Consider the following 17,956-nt stretch of genomic DNA (forward strand, 5'->3'; position numbering starts at 1 on the left):
TCTTGCGAACAATGATGGATGCCCGGGTCGAGCCCGGGCATGACAGCGGCACATTCAGCGGCCGTTCAGGCAGATGGCCTTAGGCCAGCACGCCCATGATGTCCGACTCCTTCATGATCAGGAGCTCTTCGTTGTCGATCTTGACCTCGGTGCCCGACCACTTGCCGAACAGCACGCGGTCGCCGACCTTGAGGTCGATCGGGATCAGCTTGCCGGTCTCATCGCGGCCGCCGGGGCCGACGGCGACGACTTCGCCCTGCGACGGCTTTTCCTTGGCGGTGTCGGGAATGATGATGCCGCCCTTGGTCTTTTCCTCGGCGTCGATACGTTTGACCACGACACGGTCATGCAGCGGACGAAATTTGGATTTAGCCATGACGTTTCCCTTTGGAGGCTCGCTTCGGAAGTAGTGGAAGTCGGTGGGGCGGCGCGTCCGTCCACCCTCTCCCCGAGGGATCGAACGGCGCGCTTAGCAATCGGGCTTTCCGAGTGCTAATAGTGGGCCCGGAAATATGGCTTGGCCGCGATCCTGTCAAGCAAAGGTGGTTAAGCGATTGTTGAGGCGGATATAGGATGGTGGCATTGGAAACTCGTTCGGGGCGTCGGCGTACAGAAGGACGTCATTGCTCCGGCAGCGGTTTTGCGCTTGGCTGCGGGAGGGGTGCGGCCGTCGTCTTGTTCGGGGGAATGCCATGATCAGTTCAGCTCACGCGCGCACGGTTGCCAATCTGGCGGCAGCCTCCTGTCTGGCGCTGTTGCTGGGCGCCTGCGGCGGCGGCATGAGCCTGCCGTCCTTCTCGTCGTCCTCACCGCCGCCCGAAGCCGAACCCGGCACAGCTCCGGAAATGCCGGCCACCATCCGCGCCGACGAGATCGTCGGCCGCTGGGGTCTCGCCTCGTTCCAGAACCCGGCCGACCGCGCCCGCACCGAGGCTGCCGCCCGGGCGCAGTGCAAGAACCCCTATGTGATCACGGCTGGCTCCTCCGGCGGCGTGATCATGCATCTGGCCGACCAGGCGACGCCGCAGGAACTGCGGCTGAAGGGCTCGCCGAGCGGCAAGAACTACATCGGACCGGCGGGGCCGACCCCTGGCGAGCAGGATCGCGAGATCATCTCCTTCGACGGCCGCGTCCTGATCACCCGCTTCATCGACAAGGACGCCGCCACCCGCTACGGCAACATGGTCTACGTCCGCTGCGCGCCGCGGGCGTGACGCTCGTCTCCGTCATTCCGGGGCGCGCGAAGCGCGAACCCGGAATCTCGATGTGAGTCCGCTGCCCTAAAGCTCTGGAGTCCGGGTTCGGTCCTGCGGACCGCCCCGGAATGACAGCGAGAGACAAGACAAAAAACGCCGGCCCCAGGACCGGCGTTTTGGTTTTACGTATGCGCCCGCTCAGTCGAACAGCGCGTCGATGTCGTCCTGCGAGGCATGGCCGACGTCGCCGGCGAGCTTCGGGCCGTTGAGGAGCTTCTCGTCGTCGCTGCGGTTGTCGACATGCGCGGGGACATGGGCCTTGATGGCGTCGACGCCGCCCCAGATGTCCATCATCGCATTGATGTGCTGCTCGATGAACTTCATCGTGGTCATGACCTTGCTGATGCGCTGGCCGGTCAGGTCCTGGAAGTTGCAGGCTTCGAAGATCGAGATGACGCGTTCCTGGATGTCGTCGGCCAGTCGCTTCTGCTGATCGGCCGAGTCCACCTTGGACATTGCGCTGGCGGCCTGATCGATCGATTCAGCGGCTTCGAGGATCTGCTGGGTCGCCTGCTCGGTGCCGCCGACCACCGCGCCGAGCTCGCCATTGACCTTGGCCATTTCGCCGCCGTCGAAGCTCTTGCCGTGCAGCGTCGCGATCTCGCGCTTGGTGCGGTCGATGGCGTCGTGGATGAGGTCGAGCTCGACCTTCAGCTTCTCGCACTGCTCGATCTGTGCCCGGTAGGTCTCCAGCATGGTGCGCGCTTCGGCGAGCTCGTGGGCCGTCGAGGCATCGATCGCCGCCATGGCTGCGCTGCCGGACAGCGGTGCAGTGCCCTTCGCCATCTGTGCGCGGATCGCGCGCAGCTCGGCCATGATCTCGCTATGCATCGGGGGAGCCTCTTCAGTTACGTCTAGAATGGGCATCTCGCCACCGACGATATCCTCGACACGAAAACGTTTGCGGTGAACAGCCATCAGGATACTCCCCCACCTCATTCACGCGTCTTTGTAGGCAGAAGCGATTTAACACGAGGTTCACAGCGGGAACTGCCGGGCGGCCGCGCGCGAGGCTGCGCGAAGAAGCGATTAACCATGGACGCGCGTCATTCATGGAAAATAAACGCTGATCGCCAAATTGCGCCGTCACTTGCGACGTGGTGAATCCAAACGCCCGATCCGTTTACCAAACGCAACGGCTTTTGCTTTTTATTGACCACGTCGCGGGCGCCGATCAGCCAGGCAGCTTCCACGGCGCGTGTGATCTAGACGAAACAGTACAGAGTACGTCGATGTTCAAGAAAATGTCTGTCGCGCTGCTCGGCAGCGCTTGCACCTTCATGGCCGGCGCCAACGACGCCAGCGCCTTCGACAACAGCGTGCCGAACGATCCGCCCGCGGTGCTCTATGCGCCGCAGGTGCCGCCGGCGCCGGTGCGCGTCGCTTCCAATTCGAACATGGGTGGCGGCTTTATCGAGTTCCTGTTCGGCGACGGTCCCGGCCGCGGTCCGGCCTACGCGCCGCAGCAGCCGGTGTATCAGCAGCAGCCGGCCTATTACGATCAGCGCCGCCTGCCGCCGATGGGCGAGCCGCAGATGCAAGGCGCAGCTCTCCAGGAAGAGGCGGTCGACCCGCGGCAGCGTCCGTTCGATCCGAGATTCGAGAAACAACTCGTTGACTATAACGGCAACGAAAGTCCCGGCACCATCGTGGTCGATACGCCGAACAAGTTTCTTTATCTCGTCGAGGGCAACGGCAGGGCGATGCGCTACGGCATCGGCGTCGGCCGTCCCGGCTTCACCTGGTCCGGCGTGAAGTCGATCACCGCCAAGCGCGAATGGCCGGACTGGACGCCGCCGAAGGAAATGCTCGCACGCCGTCCCGATCTGCCCCGGCACATGGAAGGCGGTCCGGAAAATCCTCTTGGCGCCCGCGCGATGTATCTCGGCTCGACGCTCTACCGGATTCACGGCTCCAACGAGCCCTGGACCATCGGCACCAACGTCTCCTCCGGTTGCATCCGTATGCGCAACGAGGACGTCATCGACCTCTACGGCCGCGTCAATGTCGGCACCAAGGTTGTGGTGATGTGATCGTCGTTGCCCTCTCTCCTTGTTGCAGGGAGAAGGAAGGACGCCCGAGCAAGACGCATCTCATGAAAACGGCCGCCTCATCGGCGGCCGTTCGCTTGCATGCGTCGTAGATCGGCGTCACGCGTAGTCGCTGCCGCCGTCGTCTCCGTCGCCGAAATCGCTGTCGTCGGCCATGTCCATGTTGTCGTCGTGATCGTTGTCGTAATTCTGGTCGTTGTTGTTGTTTCGGTCGTCGTTCGAGGCCTGGTCGAAGAAGCCCTGGCGGGAATCGCGGTTCGAGCCGATGTCGTTGAGGCCGGCATCGCGCGACAGCGAACCACCCGACTGATCGCTACCGCCCCAGGGGCTTCCGCCTGCACCGCCGCCGCGCTCCTCGATGATCGTGGTGTCGCCAAAAGCCTGCTGATGCGATCCACCCATCATGCCGCGGATGCTGGAGAGCAGCAGCGAGCCGCCGACGACGCCGGCCGCGGCCGCCGCCGCCGTGCCGAGGAACGAGCCGCCGCCACCGCCCACCGGCGGAGCGCCATAGCCCGGCCCTGGCCCCTGGCCATAGGCCTGCCCGTAAGGCGGCGCGCCGTAGCCCGGCTGGCTCTGTTGCATCGCCTGGCCGGTGTTCCATACCGGGCGCTGCTCACGCGGCGGCACGTTCGGAACCGAACCACGCGAGGGGCTCCCGCCGAACAGCGTGTCGCGCATGGTGTCGAGGAAGCCGCCGGACTGGGCGGGCTCGGGCGCTTGGGCGGCTTCCAGCTGCTGGATGCGGTCATGGGCGCGCTTCAGCGCTTCGTCCTGCAACAGCGTGGTCTGCACCAGCGCATAGACGGCGCCGGGCGCCTTGCGCAGGCCGTCGGAGATCGCGGCGACCGCATCGGGATCGCGCGGTGCATTTTCCAGCTTTGAAAGCCGGTCGAAAAGGTCGTCGACGAGCTGGCGTTCCTGCGGCGTCATGATCTGTCTCCTTCGCGCGAAACCAAGCGCGGAGGAGATGTAGGGTTCCATTGTGGCCCCAACAGTGCCGGCCGGATTAAATTTCCGTATGCGACAAGCTGCCTCCTGGGCCAGCTCTTCGCCGGTTTCATCCCAGTGTCACGTTGCTGTCCGCCAGCAGGCGCGCGAAGGCTTCGCCCGAGAGATAGGCATGCTCGCGCTCGCGGACATCGGTCATCGGATCGAGGCCGGCGAGGACGTCATCGACGAAGCCGGGATGGCACATCACGAGACCGCCGTCGGGCAGGCCTTGCAGGAATTGCCGCATCAGCGCGCCGAAATCGGCGTTGCGCGTAAAATCATAGGCGCCGGCGAAGCCGGGGTTGAAGCTGAGGCCGGCGCTGCCGGCGCGGCGGCGGAATTGCGCGCTGAGGCTGTCGAGCACCAGAGCTTTGGGGGACGCCAGCCGTTGCCTGAGCGGCAGATCGCGCCCGCCCTGACGCACCCAGGCGTTTGGCGCAGTCTCGGCGACCGCATCGACGAAGCCGTCGCGCACCTGCGGATAGAGCTGCACGTGCTGGTGACCGTCGACAAAGTCAGGGGCGCGCCCGAACGCGTCCATGAAGGCTGCCAGCTGCGCCTTGACTTCGTTGCGGAAGAATTCCCGGTCGAGCCGCCGCAAAACGCCCGCGCGCAGCAGCTTCGGAAACGGCATGAACATGTCGCCGTCGAGCGGTCGGAAATGCATGGTGAGCGGCCGGAACGGCGCCGACAGCGTCACGTGCAATCCGATCGTGCAGCGCGGGTTGGTCTTTGTTGCGGACTGAAGCGCCTCGATCTCGCTGCGTTCGATCGCTGCACCCACCATCATCACCGAGGTGGCGTTGAGGCGGCCGCGTTCGATCAGGTCGCGGATGGCGCGGTTGACGCCCGGGCTGATACCGTAATCGTCGGCGCAGAGCCAGATTCGCCGCGGGCTCGCGGCCGCGCTCATTCGGCGGCCGTCCTGTTCGGGGCGTCGTTGGCCTTGCCGGCCTCGGAGTGCTTTTCGCTGTGCTCGGCGACGAAGTAGATCGGGCGCGCCTTCAGCTCGGAAAGGATCTTGCCGATATATTCGCCGACGATGCCGATCATGATGAGCTGCACGCCGCCGATCGTCATCAGGCCGATCACGAGCGAGGGATAGCCGGGCACCTGCTTGCCGGTCGTGAACACCTCCCAGAGGATCGACAGGCCGAACAGGAAGGCACCTCCGGCGAGAATGACGCCGAGCAGGCTGGCGAAGCGCAGCGGTGCCACCGAAAACGATGTCAGACCCTCGATCGAGAGGCCGAGCAGGCTTGCGGCGTTGAAGGTGGTGACGCCATGGACGCGCGCTGCGGGCTCGTAGTCGACGCGGATCTGGCGGAAGCCGATCCAGCTGGCGAGGCCCTTGAAGAAGCGGTTGCGTTCCGGCAGCTGCCTCAGCGCCGCGACCGCGCGCGGCGACAGCAGGCGGAAGTCGCCGGCGTCCTCGGGAATCTTCTGGCGTGCGCCCCAATTGATCAGCGCGTAGAAGCCGTGCACCGCGACCCGGCGCAGGAAGGGCTCGTTGTCGCGATGCGCCTTGGCGGTGTAGACGACGTCGTAGCCGTCATCGATCCAGTGCCGCACCAGCTGTTCGATGAGCGCCGGCGGATGCTGGCCGTCCCCGTCCATGAACATGACGGCGCCGAGCCGGGCATGGTCGAGGCCTGCCATCAGCGCGGCCTCCTTGCCGAAATTGCGCGACAGCGACACCACCTGGACGTCGATCGCGTCGGCCGGCAGCGACCGGGCGATCGACAGCGTCGCATCCTTACTGCCGTCGTCGACGTAGACGACCTCGCAAGACAGCCGATAGCGCTGCCGCAGCGTCTTTGCGAGATCGCAGATGCGCTGATGCAGGGCAGCGAGGCCCGCCGCCTCGTTGTAGACGGGGACGACGATCGACAGCCCCTTCGCGGCGGCGCTCGCTGCGGTGGTCGTCATGCCGGAAACGTCAGAGCCCAGCGTCATCGATCAAGGTTCCAGAGGCGTTTAGATGTTCTCAACAGCATATGGTAGCTGCCGCTTGCTGTCGCCATGCTGAACGAACCCTGGGCTCACTGCCCCAGGAACGCCTCGAGCTTGGCGAACAGCGGGTTCTCCCGATCGAACACGTAGTCCAGCGAGACCACCGAGACGGTCTCGGCGCCATGCTCGCGGAGGAAGCTCGCCAGCGCATAGAGCTGCCCCGGCGGGCAGTGCAGCGTCAGCATGCCTGACGAAGTCGGACCGCCGAACGGGGCCTCGACTCCATATTGGCTATGGGCCTCACCGAGCAGGGCGGCGTCGCATTGCCGGAAGCGGGTGCGGACTTCGCGGTACTTGTTGGCCCGCGCCCGCGCTGCGATGTGATCGAGGATGACGCGCGCCGTCTCTCGCGCCTGCGGCGACCAGTCGGCTCCTTTGGACGCCACCAGATTGGCCTGGCTGCGCAGGATCATACCGTCGTCGAGCACCCGCAAGCCGTTGGCGGCGAGCGTTGCGCCTGTGGTGGTGATATCGACGATCAGCTCGGCGCTGCCAGCCGCCGGCGCGCCTTCGGTTGCGCCCGCGCTTTCGACGATGCGGTAATCGGTGATGCCGTGAGTCTGGAAGAAGCCGCGGGTGAGGTTGACGAACTTGGTCGCGACCCGCATCCGCATGTGATGCTGCTCACGGAAGCCGGTGGTGACATCGTCGAGGTCTGCCATGGTGCGGACGTCGATCCAGGCCTGCGGCACCGCGACGACAACGTCGGCATAGCCGAAGCCGAGCCCTTCGATCAGCGACACGCGCTTGTCGGCATCGGCGATGCTCTCACGCACCAGGTCCTCGCCGGTGACGCCAAGATGCGCAAAGCCGCGTGCGAGTTGCGAGGCGATCTCACTCGCCGAGAGATAGGCGACCTCGACATTGTCGAGACCTGCGATCGTGCCGCGGTAGTCGCGGACGCCGCCGGCCTTCGACAGCTTGAGCCCGGCGCGGGCGAAGAAGGCCTCGGTATTCTCCTGAAGGCGGCCCTTGGAGGGAACGGCCAGAACGAATGGCGCGCTCATGACTTAAGCTCCCACCTTGCGGCCGATCGTCGTCAGCGCATCGACCCAGACCGAGAAGCCGACCGCGGGGATCGGCGCGATCGAGCCGAGCTGGGTCATCAGCCCATCATAGCGGCCGCCGGCGACGAGCGGCCCGGCGCCGTCGCCCCTGTGATGCAGCTCGAATTCGAAGCCGGTGTAATAGTCGAGGCCGCGCCCGAACGCCGTCGAGAAGCGGGTCTGCTTCACGTCGATGCCGCGCGCCGCCATGAAGCCGACGCGGCTCTCGAACTGATCGATCGCCGGGGCGAGATCGAGCTTCGCGTCGGTCGTGAGTGCACGCAGCTCGGCGATGGCGTCGTCGGGATTGCCTGATATCGACAGGAAGCGCTTGAGCACGGCGATCGCCTCGCGCGGCAGCGCACCGCCTTTCAGCGTCGATTGCTCGAGGAAGCGATCGGCGATCTCGGCCGTGGTGCGCCCGCCGACATTGGTGGTGCCGGCGATCGACATCAGATCGGTGACGAAGGCGAGTGCCGCCTTGCGATCGGAGCCGGCGAGGGCGGCCAGCACGCCCTCATATTCGCTGCGCGTCGCCGTGCTGGCGGCTGCCAGCCGCTCCAGATCCTGCTCCAGGCTGATCTTGCGGTTGAAATCCTTGACCAGGCGGCGGCGCCAGACCGGATAGAGGTTGAGTGCGTCCAGCAGGGCATTGAACAGCGCGACATCGCCGGTGCGGATCTCGACATCGCGGACGCCGAAGGCGGCGGTCGCCTCCAGTGCCAGGGCCAGCATCTCGGCATCGGCTGCGGCGCGGTCCTGGCGGCCGAACGATTCGATGCCGGCTTGCAGGAATTCGGTGGCCTGGCCGCTACGGTAGCGGAACACCGGACCGAGATAGCTGAACCCGGCCGGCTGGCCGGCGCGCGGCGAGGCGAGGTAGTCGCGCGCGACGGGAATCGTCAGGTCCGGGCGCAGGCAGAGCTCCTCGCCGGAGAGGTCTGTGGTGAGGTACAGGCTCTTGCGGATGTCCTCGCCGGAGAGGTCCAGGAACGGTTCGGCCGGTTGCAGGATCGCCGGCTCGGCCCGGACGTAACCGGCCTGCGCGAACGACAAGAGCAGCGTATCCGCCCAGGCGGCGGAGCCGGCAGCATTTGAGGTGGCAGTCGCGGTCATCTCAGGGTCCATCATCCCGGTGGAACCGGGCAGGGCGAGGAAGGAATGGGAGTTGGCGCAGCCCTTAGCACGGCCCGAAAGCGGTTTCGACCTCCAAAGGATCAATCGCTTAACGGGCGGGCAATTCATCTTCCGTCGTCATGGCCGGGCTTGTCCCGGCCATCCACGCCTTGCCTCCGGCACAAAGAACGTGGATGCCTGGGACAGTCCAGGGCATGACGGCTTCCTGCGTTTGCATCGGCGACGGGGTTAGGCAGACTTGCCGCCCCAATCGCCCAGCACCGCCTGCACCAGCGCCAGGGCCGCTACCGCGGCGGTGTCGGCCCGCATGATCCGGGGGCCGAGGGCCAGCCGCAGGATCCTGGGCTGCCGCAGCAGCAGCGCCCGTTCCTCCGCGGCGAAGCCGCCTTCGGGGCCGATCAACACGTCAATACCTTGGCCGGCCCCGCGGGCGCGTTGCAGGCTCTGAACGGGATCCTGGACCTCCGCCGCCTCATCGCAGAAGATCAGTAGCCGGTCCGCGGCGCGCTGGCTCAAAAAGCGCTCCAGCGGCACGGGCTCGGCCACGGTGGCGATGCTGAGGATGCCGCATTGCTCGGCCGCCTCGACCACATTGGCGCGCATCCGCTCGGTATTGACCCGGGAGGCCTGGGTAAACCTTGTCAGGACCGGCTGCAGGGCGGCGGCGCCCATCTCGATCGCCTTCTGCACCATGTAATCCAGCCGGGCATGCTTGAGCGGGGCGAAGACGTAAGTGAGGTCGGGCAGTCGGTCCTGGGGCCGGGTCTGCTGAAGGATCACGAGGCCATCCGGCCGCTTGCGGCCTTCGATCGCCGCCTGCCACTCGCCGTCACGGCCATTGAACGCGAGAACCTCGGCCGCGGCGGCAAGGCGCAGCACGTTGCCGAGGTAATTGCTCTGGTCGCGGTCGAGCGGCACCCTGGCGTCCTGGACGAGGGCGGCATCGACGAACAGGCGGGGAGCGCGAAAATCGTGGGAGGGCATCGTTCAAATGGTCCGATTCGCCGCCGTTTTTAACCGAAACCAGTAGTTTTGGGGGTAAATATCGCCGAATTGGTGCGTCCCAGCGCCGCGCTCTTGCCCTATTCCATGGGTTGTTAAGAGTCGGCGGGAATCGTAGAAAAGCGAACACGCTGGTCGCGCTTCAATTGAGAAGACCCGACCCCGTAAGCTCCTGCCGGAGAGACTGCCTTCATGATCCGTCATCTGATGGTTCCGATCACTGCCGCCATGGTTGCCATGGGTGCCGCGGGCGCCTATGCGCAAAGCTCCTTCCCGGCGCCGCTGCCCGGCCAGGCTGCGACCAACTCCCCCTTTCCGCCCGTGAACGGCTCGGCGCCCGCCGCCTCCATCGGTACGGCGCCGCAATCGTCCTTTCCCGTGAACGGCGCCGCGCCGGTCGGCGGTGCCGGCGCCTTCAGCGCGGCTCCGCCGACGCAAGCCGGTCCCGGTGAGGACTGCATGAAGGCGTTCATGCCCCTGCGCGAAGAAGCCGAGAAGCGCGGCAAGCTGATCAAGGCGGCGAGCGACCGTCACGCGCCGCCGGACGAGGCCTGCAAGCTGATTCGCAATTTCAGCCAGGCTGAGACCAAGATGATCAAGTACATCGAGACCCATGCCGCCAAATGCGGAATCCCGCCGCAGGTGGGCGCGCAGATGAAGGACGGTCACAAGAACACGGAGGCCATGGCGACGAAGGTCTGCAACGTCGCGCTGCAGATGCAGCAGCAACAGGCGCGTCCGGCCGGCCCGTCGCTGAGCGAGGTACTGGGTTCGGGCTCGGCGCCTGAGGCCAATGCCGGCAGGAAGGGCGGCAGCACTTTCGATACGCTCAACGGCAACGTCCTGACCCGATGATACACGTGCCGCCGATTTGAAGTTCCTACGATGCTAGCCGCGAGATCCTCATAGGAACTTCAAATCGATAAGCGGCACGTGAATTAAAGTTTTCTTGCTAGTGCCCTTGTAGTTTTCGAAGTTCGTACCGGAACACGCCGCGATGGAATACGAACTTCGAAAACTGGGCACTAGCGCATCCGCCCGCGTTGCCGATTCCACCGGCAACTGGGTCGATACGCTCGCGCCGCATTGGGCGCGGCCTTACCTGCGCCTGTCACGCTTCGACCGCCCGATCGGCTCCTGGCTTCTGCTGATGCCATGCTGGTGGTCGGCGGCGCTCGCGGCCGGCATGGCGCACGACGTCCGCGGCCTGCCTCTTACCATCGTGCTGTTCTTCATCGGCGCCTTCGTGATGCGCGGGGCGGGCTGCACGTGGAATGACATCACCGACCGCGATCTCGACGACAAGGTCGAGCGCACGCGCTCGCGGCCGTTGCCGTCAGGGCAGGTGACCACGAAGCAGGCGCTGGCCTTCATGGTCGCGCAGGCGCTGATCGGCCTCCTGGTGCTGCTGCAATTCAACCGGTTCGCGATCGCGACCGGCATCGCCTCGCTTTTGATCGTCGCGATCTATCCCTTCATGAAGCGCATCACCTGGTGGCCGCAGATCGTGCTCGGGCTTGCCTTCTCATGGGGCGCCTTGATGGGATTTGCCGTCACGTTCGGACGCATCGACGTCACAGCGCTCGTGCTCTATGCCGGCGCGATTTCCTGGGTGATCGGCTATGACACGATCTACGCGCATCAGGACGCCGAAGACGACGCGCTGATCGGCATCAAGTCGACCGCCCGCCTGTTCGGCGCGCACACGCACCAGGCGCTGATCCTCTTCTACGGGCTCGCGGTGACGTTGATCGGCATCGCGCTGGCCTCCGGCGATGTGCGCTGGCCGGCCTGGCTCGGGCTCGGGGCCTTTGCCGTGCATCTGGCTTCACAGATCGTTCGCCTGAAGATCGAGGATCCCGAACTGTGCCTGCGCCTGTTCAAGTCGAACCGCGATGCAGGCTTGCTGCTGTTTGCGGGATTGCTGGTGGACGCGGTGCTGCGGGCGGCCTGACGCGAAGGCGTCGGGTGGATTAGCGCAGCGTAATCCACCACTTTGCTTTCCATGCGGGTAGACCTTGGTGGGTTACGCCTACGGCTAACCCACCCTGCGGCACCTTCAATTCCTTGCGATGATCTCGCGCTCGCCGCGATGAATCGGCAGCTGCCGCGCCATGCCGGTGCGCCGGCGCATCAGGAATTTCGGGCGGCGGGCGCGGATCGCGTTGGCGCGGCGGCGGCGCGGCGCGGGCTTGCGAGTGCCTTCGTCGAGCTGTGGCAGCGCGAAGAGCTCGCTCCAGATCGCCCAGGCTTGCGCGATCTCGTCGGCATCGGCGCCAACCAGCAGTGGAATGGACAGCGAGGGATCGCGATGCACGAGGACGAGCGTCTGTGCTTCGTCATTGCCGCGCAAAGCGACGCCGGTGAAGTCGGCAACGCGGACGTTGATCGCCATCTGCATGCCGCGGACGGCCCGGCGCAGCACGACGCGCTCGCGATGAAGCTCGATCTGCCTGACATGTCCGTCGGCGCGCGGGTCATGCGCATCGAAGCGGACCGGAAGGGAAAGGGGGTCGAGCCGCAAGGAGCGGCTCGACCCGGCGGGAGCAACCCCGCATGTTGCTGTTTGACGCCTCACGGCTTAGTTCTCCCCGCCGGGATTATGTTCCCGGTCGATGCGAGGACCTTAGCGCGCGCCTTTCCGAAACCGCTTAAAAAGCCTGGTTAACCCACCGTCACTGCTGCTCATGATTGACAAGACCTTGGCGCGCATGATTGACGAGACGTTGCGCCGAAGCTGCGAATCTGAGCTTTTGGCGGCTGAAAATGCTTGAAGTCCGCGCTATCAGGGCACATCTGTGGGTTCCGGTCCCGAACCCCGCCCCAACAGGATTTCGTTCGTGAACTCTTCACCAAGCTCGACGCTTTCGACCCAAACATCGTCGCAGGCCAATCGCGACCTGTTCGATCAGTCCGCGCTCTCCGATCTCGCGCAGCGGCTGGTCGAGGCGGCCAGGCGCGCCGGCGCGGATGCGGCCGATGCGGTCGCGGTGCGCGGCGTCTCGCACGGCGTCGAGGTCCGCGACGGCCGTGTCGAGGAATCCGAGCGGTCCGAGGGCGACGACGTCGGTCTGCGCGTGCTGGTCGGGCAACGCCAGGCGGTGGTCTCCACCAACGACGTCAGCGGTGACGCCGTCACCAAGCTTGCCGAGCGCGCGGTCGCGATGGCGAAGGTTGCACCTAGCGACAAATATGTCGGGCTCGCCGATCCCGCGCTGCTCGCGCGCGACTTCCCCGATCTCGACCTGCTCGATCCCGCCGTGCCGGCGACCGCCGAGCTCGAGCGCCGCGCGCTCGCGGCCGAAGCCGCGGCGCTCGGCGTGAAGGGTGTGACCAAATCCGGCGGCGCCTCGGCCTCCGCCGGCATCGGCGGCATGGTGCTCGTCACCTCGACCGGCTTCCACGGCTCTTACCTCCGCTCCAGCCAGGGCATTTCCGCGACCGCCATATCGGGCGAAGGCACCAGCATGGAGCGCGATTACGACTTCACCTCGGCGCCGCACGGCGCCGATCTCTTGTCGCCGGAAACCGTCGGCCGTTCCGCCGGCGAGCGCACCGTGGCGCGCTACAATCCGCGCAAGGTCGAGACCTGCAAGGTGCCGATCGTGTTCGATCCGCGCGTTGCCGGCTCCCTGGTCGGCCACCTCGTCGGCGCCATCAATGGCGCCTCGATCGCGCGCAAGACCAGCTTCTTGAAGGACAAGCTCGGCCAGCAGCTCTTCGCGAAGAACATTCGCATCATCGACGATCCGCTGCGCCGGCGCGGCCTGCGCTCGCAGACCTTCGACGCCGAAGGCGTCGCGGTGAAGAGGACCGCGCTGGTCGATGAAGGCGTGCTGACGACTTGGTTGCTCGACTGCGCGACGGCGCGCGAGCTCGGCCTCACCACGACCGGCCATGCCCATCGCGGCGTTTCCTCCTCTCCCTCGCCCGGGCCGTACAATCTGCATCTCGAGGCCGGCGCGCCAACGCCGGCCGAGCTGATCTCCGATATCAAGCAGGGGTTCTATGTCACCGATTTGATCGGCTCCGGCGTCAACGGCGTCACCGGCGATTACAGCCGCGGCGCCTCCGGTTTCTGGATCGAGAACGGCGAGATCACCTATCCCGTCAGCGAGGTGACGATCGCCGGCCATCTGTTCGAGATCTTCAACTCGATGCAGCCCGCGAACAATCTCGAATTCCGCTACGGCATCAATGCGCCGACGGTGCGCATCGAGGGTCTGACGCTTGGCGGACGGTGACGCGAACTCCCTCGACAACACTATCCTGACTCGCGACGCGGCGCTGCTGAAGGACACGGTGCGGGAGGCGGGTGCGCTCGCGCAGTCGATGTTTGGCACCGAGCTGAGGAAGTGGACCAAGGGCGCGTCCTCGCCGGTGTCGGAGGCCGATATCGCGGTCAACGATCTCCTCGAAGCGCGCCTGCGCGCCGCGACACCCGACTATGGCTGGCTGTCCGAGGAGAGCGCCGACGATGCCGCACGGCTGTCGCGGCGGCTGACATGGATCGTCGATCCCATCGACGGCACGCGCAATTATTTGGGCGGTCATGACGAATGGTGCGTCAGTGTGGCGCTGGTGGAGGACGCCTCGCCCGTTCTTGCCGCGGTGTTTGCACCAGCGAGCGACGAGTTCTTCTTCGCAGTGCGCGGCCAGGGCACGACGCTCAACGACAAGCCGGTGAGGGCGACGTCCGGATCCGAGCTCGACTTCGCCCGCGTCGCCGGCCCGAAGCCGCTGGTCGAGCGCCTGAAGCCGTCACTCGGCGAAATCAAGCTGCATCGGCGAATCGGCTCGCTGGCGCTGCGGCTGTGCCGGGTCGCCCATGGCGCGCTGGATGCGGCTTTTGCGGGGGGCAATAGCCATGACTGGGACCTTGCGGCGGCCGATTTGATCGTGCAGGAAGCGGATGGTAGGATGAGCAATCTCTCCGGAGAACCCATCCTCTACAACCGCCGGGAAGTGGCGCACGGGGTGCTGGTGGCAGCGGGACGCGATCGTCATGCGGGCATTGTCGCGCATTTTCGCAACCGTCCCTTGCCGTGAAGCGCTTCGTCGTGCTTGTCGGACACTGCTTTGCCGGGCAGCCCGTTAGGAATAGAACTCATGCCAGATAGTGCCCCGCAACAACTGCTTCACCTCGTCATCGGCGGCGAGCTCGTCGATCTCAAGGGCAACACCTTCAAGAATCTCGACGACGTCGAGATCGTCGGCCTCTATCCGAACTATGCGGCCGCCTATGCCGCCTGGCGCGCCAAGGCGCAGAGCACGGTCGACAACGCACAGATGCGCTATTTCATCGTCCATCTCCACCGGCTGCTCGACCCGAATCAAGAACCGGCGCGTTGAAAAGACTGCTTCGCAATACGCTGCGAAGCAGCTGGCTTCAGCGTGCCGTCGGGGTCCTGGCGGCCGAATATCTGCGTCTGGTCTGGCGGACCAACAGGTTCACGTTCGATCCCCCGGACGTCTATGAACGCGTCGAGCCGCAACTCCCCGCGATCTTCGCGTTCTGGCACGGCCAGCATTTCCTGACACCCTTCATCAAGAACCGGGACAAGGCCTCCTATCGGGCCAAGGTCCTGATCTCCCGCCATCGCGACGGCGAGTTCAATGCGATCGCGGCGGAACGGCTCGGCATCGGCACCATCCGCGGCTCCGGCGACCATGGCGGGGCGTTCCATCGCAAGGGAGGTGTGGGCGCCTTCAAGGAAATGGTGCGGACGCTCCAGGCCGGTTGTAATGTCGCATTGACCGCCGATGTCCCCAAGCGCTCGCGCGTGGCGGGGCTCGGCATTATCATGCTGGCACGGGAATCGGGGCGGCCGATCATGCCTTTCGCGATGGCGACCAGCCGCTTCGTCCGGCTCAAGAACTGGGACCGCACCACCATCAATTTGCCGTTCGGGCGCGGCGCATTGGTCGGCATCAAGGAAATCCACGTTCCTCCGGATGCCGACGCCGCCACGATGGAAGCATTGCGCCAGGAGCTGGAAGACACGTTGAACGAAGCGACCCGCCGCGCCTACGCCCAACTCGGTCGTCGGGGACCGGAACATGCCTAAGTCGCTGCCCATTGCGCTGCCGATCACGCTGCGGATGTATCGGCGCTTGGCCTCCGGCCTGGTGCCGCTTGCGCCTGCGCTGATCAAGCGGCGGCTGAAGCAGGGCAAGGAGGATCCCGCGCGCGTCGGCGAGCGGCGGGGGCTGTCCGGTGACGTGCGGCCGCATGGCCCGCTGATCTGGATCCACGGCGCCAGCGTCGGCGAGGTGCTGGCCGCGGCGGCGCTGATCGGGCGCCTGCGCGATCTCAATCTGCGCATCCTGCTCACCTCGGGCACCGTCACCTCGGCGGCGGTGGTGGCGAAGCGCTTTCCGCCTGACGTCATCCATCAGTACGTGCCGTATGACTCTCCGCGCTATGTCGCGCGCTTCCTCGATCACTGGAAGCCGTCGCTGGCCCTGTTCATCGAATCCGACCTTTGGCCGAACCTGATCCTCGCCGGCGCGGCGCGCCGGATGCCGATGGTGCTGATCAACGGGCGGATGTCTCCGCGTTCCTTCCCGCGCTGGCGCCGCATGCACGGCACCATCTCGGCGCTGCTGTCGCGGTTCGACATTTGTCTTGCGCAGTCGAGGACTGATGCCGAGCGCTTTTCCGCGCTCGGCGGCCGCAACGTCGTCACCACGGGCAATCTGAAGCTGGACGTGGCGGCGCCGCCGGCCGATCCCGCAAAGCTCGAACGGCTGATGGCGATGACGCGCGGGCGTCCGATCATCGTCGCGGCCTCGACCCATCCGGGCGAGGACGAGATGCTGATCGCGGCGCATCGCAGCCTCGTTGGTTTCTTCCCGCAGCTTCTCACCGTGATCGTGCCGCGCCATCCGGATCGCGGCTCCGCGATCGCAGGCCTGGTCACGGCGTCCGGCCTGAAGCCGAGCTTGCGCTCGCGCGAGGAGCTGCCGACGGCCACGACCGATGTCTATGTTGCCGACACCATGGGCGAGCTCGGCCTGTTCTACCGCCTCTCGCCGATCGTGTTCATGGGCGGGTCGCTGATCCACCATGGCGGCCAGAATCCGATCGAGGCGATCAAGCTTGGCGCTGCGATCGTCCACGGTCCGCACGTCTTCAATTTCGCCGATGTCTATGAAGCGCTCGACGGGAGCGGCGGAGCGCGCGAGGCCGATACACAGGAGGCGTTGGTCAAGCAGCTCGGCCTGCTCCTGGCCGAGCCGACCGTGCGCGACAAGATGCAACGCGCAGGCTCGGGCGTGGTCGAGCAGCTCGGCGGTGCGCTCGATCGCACCATGACCGCGCTCGAGCCGTATCTGCTGCAGTTGCGGATCGAGATGGGGGCCGCGAATGCGTGAGCCGGCCTTCTGGTACCGGCCACATTCCCCGCTATCGCATGTCCTCTTTCCGCTGGGTGCGCTCTACGGCGTCGTCACCGCATGGCGCATGCAGCGCGCCGGCGTGGACGCCGGCATTCCCGTGATCTGCGTCGGCAACTATCATGTCGGCGGCGCCGGCAAGACGCCGACCGTGCTGGCGCTAACGAAGCTGCTTCGCGAGCTCGGCGAGACGCCGGTCGTGCTCAGCCGCGGCTACGGCGGGCACCTGAAGGGGCCGGTGATGGTCGACCGCGCGCGTCACACCGCATCCGACATCGGCGACGAGCCCCTGATGATGGCGCGCGACGTCCCGGTCGCAGTCGCGCGCGACCGCCTCGACGGGGTCGCGCTGGCGAAATCGCAGGGCGCCACCGTGATCGTGATGGACGACGGCTTTCAGAACCCGGGCCTTCTGAAAGACGCGTCCCTGATCGTGATCGACAGCGAGCGCGGTCTCGGCAATGGCCAGGTGTTTCCCGCAGGCCCCCTGCGCGCGCCGCTGCAGGCCCAGCTCGCGCGCACCGACGCGCTGGTGCTGATCGGCGATGGCCGCGCCGCCAACGATGTCGCGGCCGAGCTCGCCAAGCGCGACAAGCCGGAGATGCGGGCACGCCTGAAGCCCAATGCGGGCTCGGTCGCGCAGCTTCTTGGCAAGAAGGTGTTCGCCTTCGCCGGCATCGGGGACCCCGAGCGCTTCTTCCGCAGCTTGCGCGCCAGCGGGATCGAGGTCGTGCGCACGCGCGGCTTCGCCGACCATCACGTGTTTTCGCAAGTCGAGATCGCAGCTCTCGCAGCGGAGGCCCAGCGCGAGCAGCTCACGCTGGTGACGACGGAAAAGGATCTTGCACGCCTGCGTGGCCGCACGGACGTGCCCGACGGCGTCGTGCCGTTTGCCGTTCAGCTCGAGTTCGACGAGCCGGCAAAGCTGCGGCAACTGATCAGCGATCATCTCTACAAGGCGCGCGAGCGGCGGTTCAGCAGGCGATGATCTCGTGCACTAGGCAAGCGTCTCTGCCATAGCTCATACAGCGACGTGTCGCGGGTGACGAATTCTCTTCCG

General features: G+C 65.9%; 19 protein-coding genes. 10 read left to right on the forward strand and 9 right to left on the reverse strand.

From position 1 onward, the window contains the following. Positions 1-79 precede the first annotated feature (79 nt). The gene (locus tag ABIG06_RS18355) at positions 80-376 is read right to left on the reverse strand and encodes a co-chaperone GroES (protein WP_025033779.1); all 297 of its coding nucleotides are present in this window, start codon (positions 374-376) and stop codon (positions 80-82) included. A 316-nt stretch (positions 377-692) separates the two neighbouring features. Between ABIG06_RS18355 and ABIG06_RS18360 the strand changes: the two genes are divergently transcribed. After that, on the forward strand, positions 693-1,214 hold the full coding sequence (locus ABIG06_RS18360) for a hypothetical protein (protein ID WP_061879002.1): 522 nt from the start codon (positions 693-695) through the stop codon (positions 1,212-1,214). 180 nt (positions 1,215-1,394) lie between these two features. Here ABIG06_RS18360 and ABIG06_RS18365 read toward each other — a convergent pair whose 3' ends face one another. Then, a complete protein-coding gene (locus tag ABIG06_RS18365) occupies positions 1,395-2,174 on the reverse strand; it encodes a protein phosphatase CheZ (protein ID WP_199752221.1) in 780 nt (259 codons plus the stop codon). A 314-nt stretch (positions 2,175-2,488) separates the two neighbouring features. Between ABIG06_RS18365 and ABIG06_RS18370 the strand changes: the two genes are divergently transcribed. Then, entirely contained in the window at positions 2,489-3,289 is an 801-nt protein-coding gene (locus ABIG06_RS18370; RefSeq protein WP_370138034.1) for a L,D-transpeptidase, read from the forward strand. A 117-nt stretch (positions 3,290-3,406) separates the two neighbouring features. Here the strand turns inward: ABIG06_RS18370 and ABIG06_RS18375 are convergent, their stop codons facing one another. From ABIG06_RS18375 to ABIG06_RS18400, 6 genes are all read right to left on the reverse strand, one after another. Continuing rightward, positions 3,407-4,240 (reverse strand): DUF2076 domain-containing protein, encoded by an 834-nt coding sequence (locus ABIG06_RS18375; RefSeq protein WP_370138036.1) that lies wholly within the window; start codon positions 4,238-4,240, stop codon positions 3,407-3,409. 127 nt (positions 4,241-4,367) lie between these two features. Next, a complete protein-coding gene (locus ABIG06_RS18380; protein WP_370138038.1) occupies positions 4,368-5,213 on the reverse strand; it encodes a ChbG/HpnK family deacetylase in 846 nt (281 codons plus the stop codon). Beyond that, positions 5,210-6,256: a glycosyltransferase family 2 protein gene (locus ABIG06_RS18385; protein WP_124163045.1), complete on the reverse strand. Its 1,047-nt coding sequence runs from the start codon at positions 6,254-6,256 to the stop codon at positions 5,210-5,212. Before ABIG06_RS18385 ends, ABIG06_RS18380 begins: the two co-directional genes overlap by 4 nt. Before the next feature lie 86 nt (positions 6,257-6,342). After that, entirely contained in the window at positions 6,343-7,320 is a 978-nt protein-coding gene (gene hisG, locus ABIG06_RS18390; protein ID WP_370138040.1) for an ATP phosphoribosyltransferase, read from the reverse strand. A gap of 3 nt (positions 7,321-7,323) precedes the next feature. After that, the gene (locus tag ABIG06_RS18395) at positions 7,324-8,475 is read right to left on the reverse strand and encodes an ATP phosphoribosyltransferase regulatory subunit (RefSeq protein WP_124163043.1); all 1,152 of its coding nucleotides are present in this window, start codon (positions 8,473-8,475) and stop codon (positions 7,324-7,326) included. A gap of 249 nt (positions 8,476-8,724) precedes the next feature. Next, complete coding sequence (locus ABIG06_RS18400) at positions 8,725-9,480, reverse strand: 16S rRNA (uracil(1498)-N(3))-methyltransferase (RefSeq protein ID WP_370138042.1); 756 nt, start codon at positions 9,478-9,480, stop codon at positions 8,725-8,727. Positions 9,481-9,690: 210 nt separating this feature from the next. Here ABIG06_RS18400 and ABIG06_RS18405 point away from each other — a divergent pair, with 210 nt between their 5' ends. Both ABIG06_RS18405 and ubiA read left to right on the forward strand, forming a co-directional pair. Beyond that, positions 9,691-10,353, forward strand: a complete 663-nt coding sequence (locus tag ABIG06_RS18405) for a hypothetical protein (protein ID WP_370138044.1) — start codon at positions 9,691-9,693, stop codon at positions 10,351-10,353. Positions 10,354-10,495: 142 nt separating this feature from the next. After that, positions 10,496-11,452: a 4-hydroxybenzoate octaprenyltransferase gene (gene ubiA, locus ABIG06_RS18410; RefSeq protein WP_124163041.1), complete on the forward strand. Its 957-nt coding sequence runs from the start codon at positions 10,496-10,498 to the stop codon at positions 11,450-11,452. A gap of 105 nt (positions 11,453-11,557) precedes the next feature. Here ubiA and ABIG06_RS18415 read toward each other — a convergent pair whose 3' ends face one another. Next, the gene (locus ABIG06_RS18415) at positions 11,558-12,076 is read right to left on the reverse strand and encodes a DUF6101 family protein (RefSeq protein ID WP_124163040.1); all 519 of its coding nucleotides are present in this window, start codon (positions 12,074-12,076) and stop codon (positions 11,558-11,560) included. A gap of 262 nt (positions 12,077-12,338) precedes the next feature. Between ABIG06_RS18415 and ABIG06_RS18420 the strand changes: the two genes are divergently transcribed. The 6 genes from ABIG06_RS18420 to lpxK are packed head-to-tail and all read left to right on the forward strand — an operon-like array spanning position 12,339 to position 17,884. Then, positions 12,339-13,742, forward strand: coding sequence for a TldD/PmbA family protein (locus ABIG06_RS18420; protein WP_370138046.1), 1,404 nt, complete (start codon positions 12,339-12,341; stop codon positions 13,740-13,742). After that, positions 13,729-14,547 carry a 3'(2'),5'-bisphosphate nucleotidase CysQ gene (locus ABIG06_RS18425; protein ID WP_124163038.1) on the forward strand — a complete coding sequence of 273 codons (819 nt, stop codon included), beginning with the start codon at positions 13,729-13,731 and terminating at the stop codon, positions 14,545-14,547. Before ABIG06_RS18420 ends, ABIG06_RS18425 begins: the two co-directional genes overlap by 14 nt. Before the next feature lie 60 nt (positions 14,548-14,607). Then, the gene (locus ABIG06_RS18430; protein ID WP_124163037.1) at positions 14,608-14,850 is read left to right on the forward strand and encodes a DUF4170 domain-containing protein; all 243 of its coding nucleotides are present in this window, start codon (positions 14,608-14,610) and stop codon (positions 14,848-14,850) included. After that, positions 14,847-15,566 (forward strand): lysophospholipid acyltransferase family protein, encoded by a 720-nt coding sequence (locus tag ABIG06_RS18435; RefSeq protein WP_370138049.1) that lies wholly within the window; start codon positions 14,847-14,849, stop codon positions 15,564-15,566. The genes ABIG06_RS18430 and ABIG06_RS18435 overlap by 4 nt, the downstream gene beginning before the upstream one ends. Beyond that, on the forward strand, positions 15,559-16,875 hold the full coding sequence (locus ABIG06_RS18440; protein WP_124163035.1) for a 3-deoxy-D-manno-octulosonic acid transferase: 1,317 nt from the start codon (positions 15,559-15,561) through the stop codon (positions 16,873-16,875). The genes ABIG06_RS18435 and ABIG06_RS18440 overlap by 8 nt, the downstream gene beginning before the upstream one ends. Next, the gene (gene lpxK / locus ABIG06_RS18445; RefSeq protein ID WP_124163034.1) at positions 16,868-17,884 is read left to right on the forward strand and encodes a tetraacyldisaccharide 4'-kinase; all 1,017 of its coding nucleotides are present in this window, start codon (positions 16,868-16,870) and stop codon (positions 17,882-17,884) included. Before ABIG06_RS18440 ends, lpxK begins: the two co-directional genes overlap by 8 nt. The last annotated feature ends 72 nt before the right edge of the window (positions 17,885-17,956 follow it).

The organism is Bradyrhizobium sp. USDA 326, from assembly GCF_049739485.1.
In the GTDB taxonomy this organism is placed as follows: Bacteria; Pseudomonadota; Alphaproteobacteria; order Rhizobiales; family Xanthobacteraceae; genus Bradyrhizobium.

What these genes read in the sequence shown, in the direction of transcription:
- hisG (WP_370138040.1), bottom strand. Translation starts at nt 7,320, where the DNA reads ATGAGCGCGCCATTCGTTCTGGCCGTTCCCTCCAAGGGCCGCCTTCAG.
- ABIG06_RS18385 (WP_124163045.1), bottom strand. Translation starts at nt 6,256, where the DNA reads ATGACGCTGGGCTCTGACGTTTCCGGCATGACGACCACCGCAGCGAGC.
- ABIG06_RS18360 (WP_061879002.1), top strand. Translation starts at nt 693, where the DNA reads ATGATCAGTTCAGCTCACGCGCGCACGGTTGCCAATCTGGCGGCAGCC.
- ABIG06_RS18370 (WP_370138034.1), top strand. Translation starts at nt 2,489, where the DNA reads ATGTTCAAGAAAATGTCTGTCGCGCTGCTCGGCAGCGCTTGCACCTTC.
- lpxK (WP_124163034.1), top strand. Translation starts at nt 16,868, where the DNA reads ATGCGTGAGCCGGCCTTCTGGTACCGGCCACATTCCCCGCTATCGCAT.
- ubiA (WP_124163041.1), top strand. Translation starts at nt 10,496, where the DNA reads ATGGAATACGAACTTCGAAAACTGGGCACTAGCGCATCCGCCCGCGTT.
- ABIG06_RS18440 (WP_124163035.1), top strand. Translation starts at nt 15,559, where the DNA reads ATGCCTAAGTCGCTGCCCATTGCGCTGCCGATCACGCTGCGGATGTAT.
- ABIG06_RS18355 (WP_025033779.1), bottom strand. Translation starts at nt 376, where the DNA reads ATGGCTAAATCCAAATTTCGTCCGCTGCATGACCGTGTCGTGGTCAAA.
- ABIG06_RS18400 (WP_370138042.1), bottom strand. Translation starts at nt 9,480, where the DNA reads ATGCCCTCCCACGATTTTCGCGCTCCCCGCCTGTTCGTCGATGCCGCC.
- ABIG06_RS18380 (WP_370138038.1), bottom strand. Translation starts at nt 5,213, where the DNA reads ATGAGCGCGGCCGCGAGCCCGCGGCGAATCTGGCTCTGCGCCGACGAT.
- ABIG06_RS18395 (WP_124163043.1), bottom strand. Translation starts at nt 8,475, where the DNA reads ATGACCGCGACTGCCACCTCAAATGCTGCCGGCTCCGCCGCCTGGGCG.
- ABIG06_RS18430 (WP_124163037.1), top strand. Translation starts at nt 14,608, where the DNA reads ATGCCAGATAGTGCCCCGCAACAACTGCTTCACCTCGTCATCGGCGGC.
- ABIG06_RS18365 (WP_199752221.1), bottom strand. Translation starts at nt 2,174, where the DNA reads ATGGCTGTTCACCGCAAACGTTTTCGTGTCGAGGATATCGTCGGTGGC.
- ABIG06_RS18375 (WP_370138036.1), bottom strand. Translation starts at nt 4,240, where the DNA reads ATGACGCCGCAGGAACGCCAGCTCGTCGACGACCTTTTCGACCGGCTT.
- ABIG06_RS18405 (WP_370138044.1), top strand. Translation starts at nt 9,691, where the DNA reads ATGATCCGTCATCTGATGGTTCCGATCACTGCCGCCATGGTTGCCATG.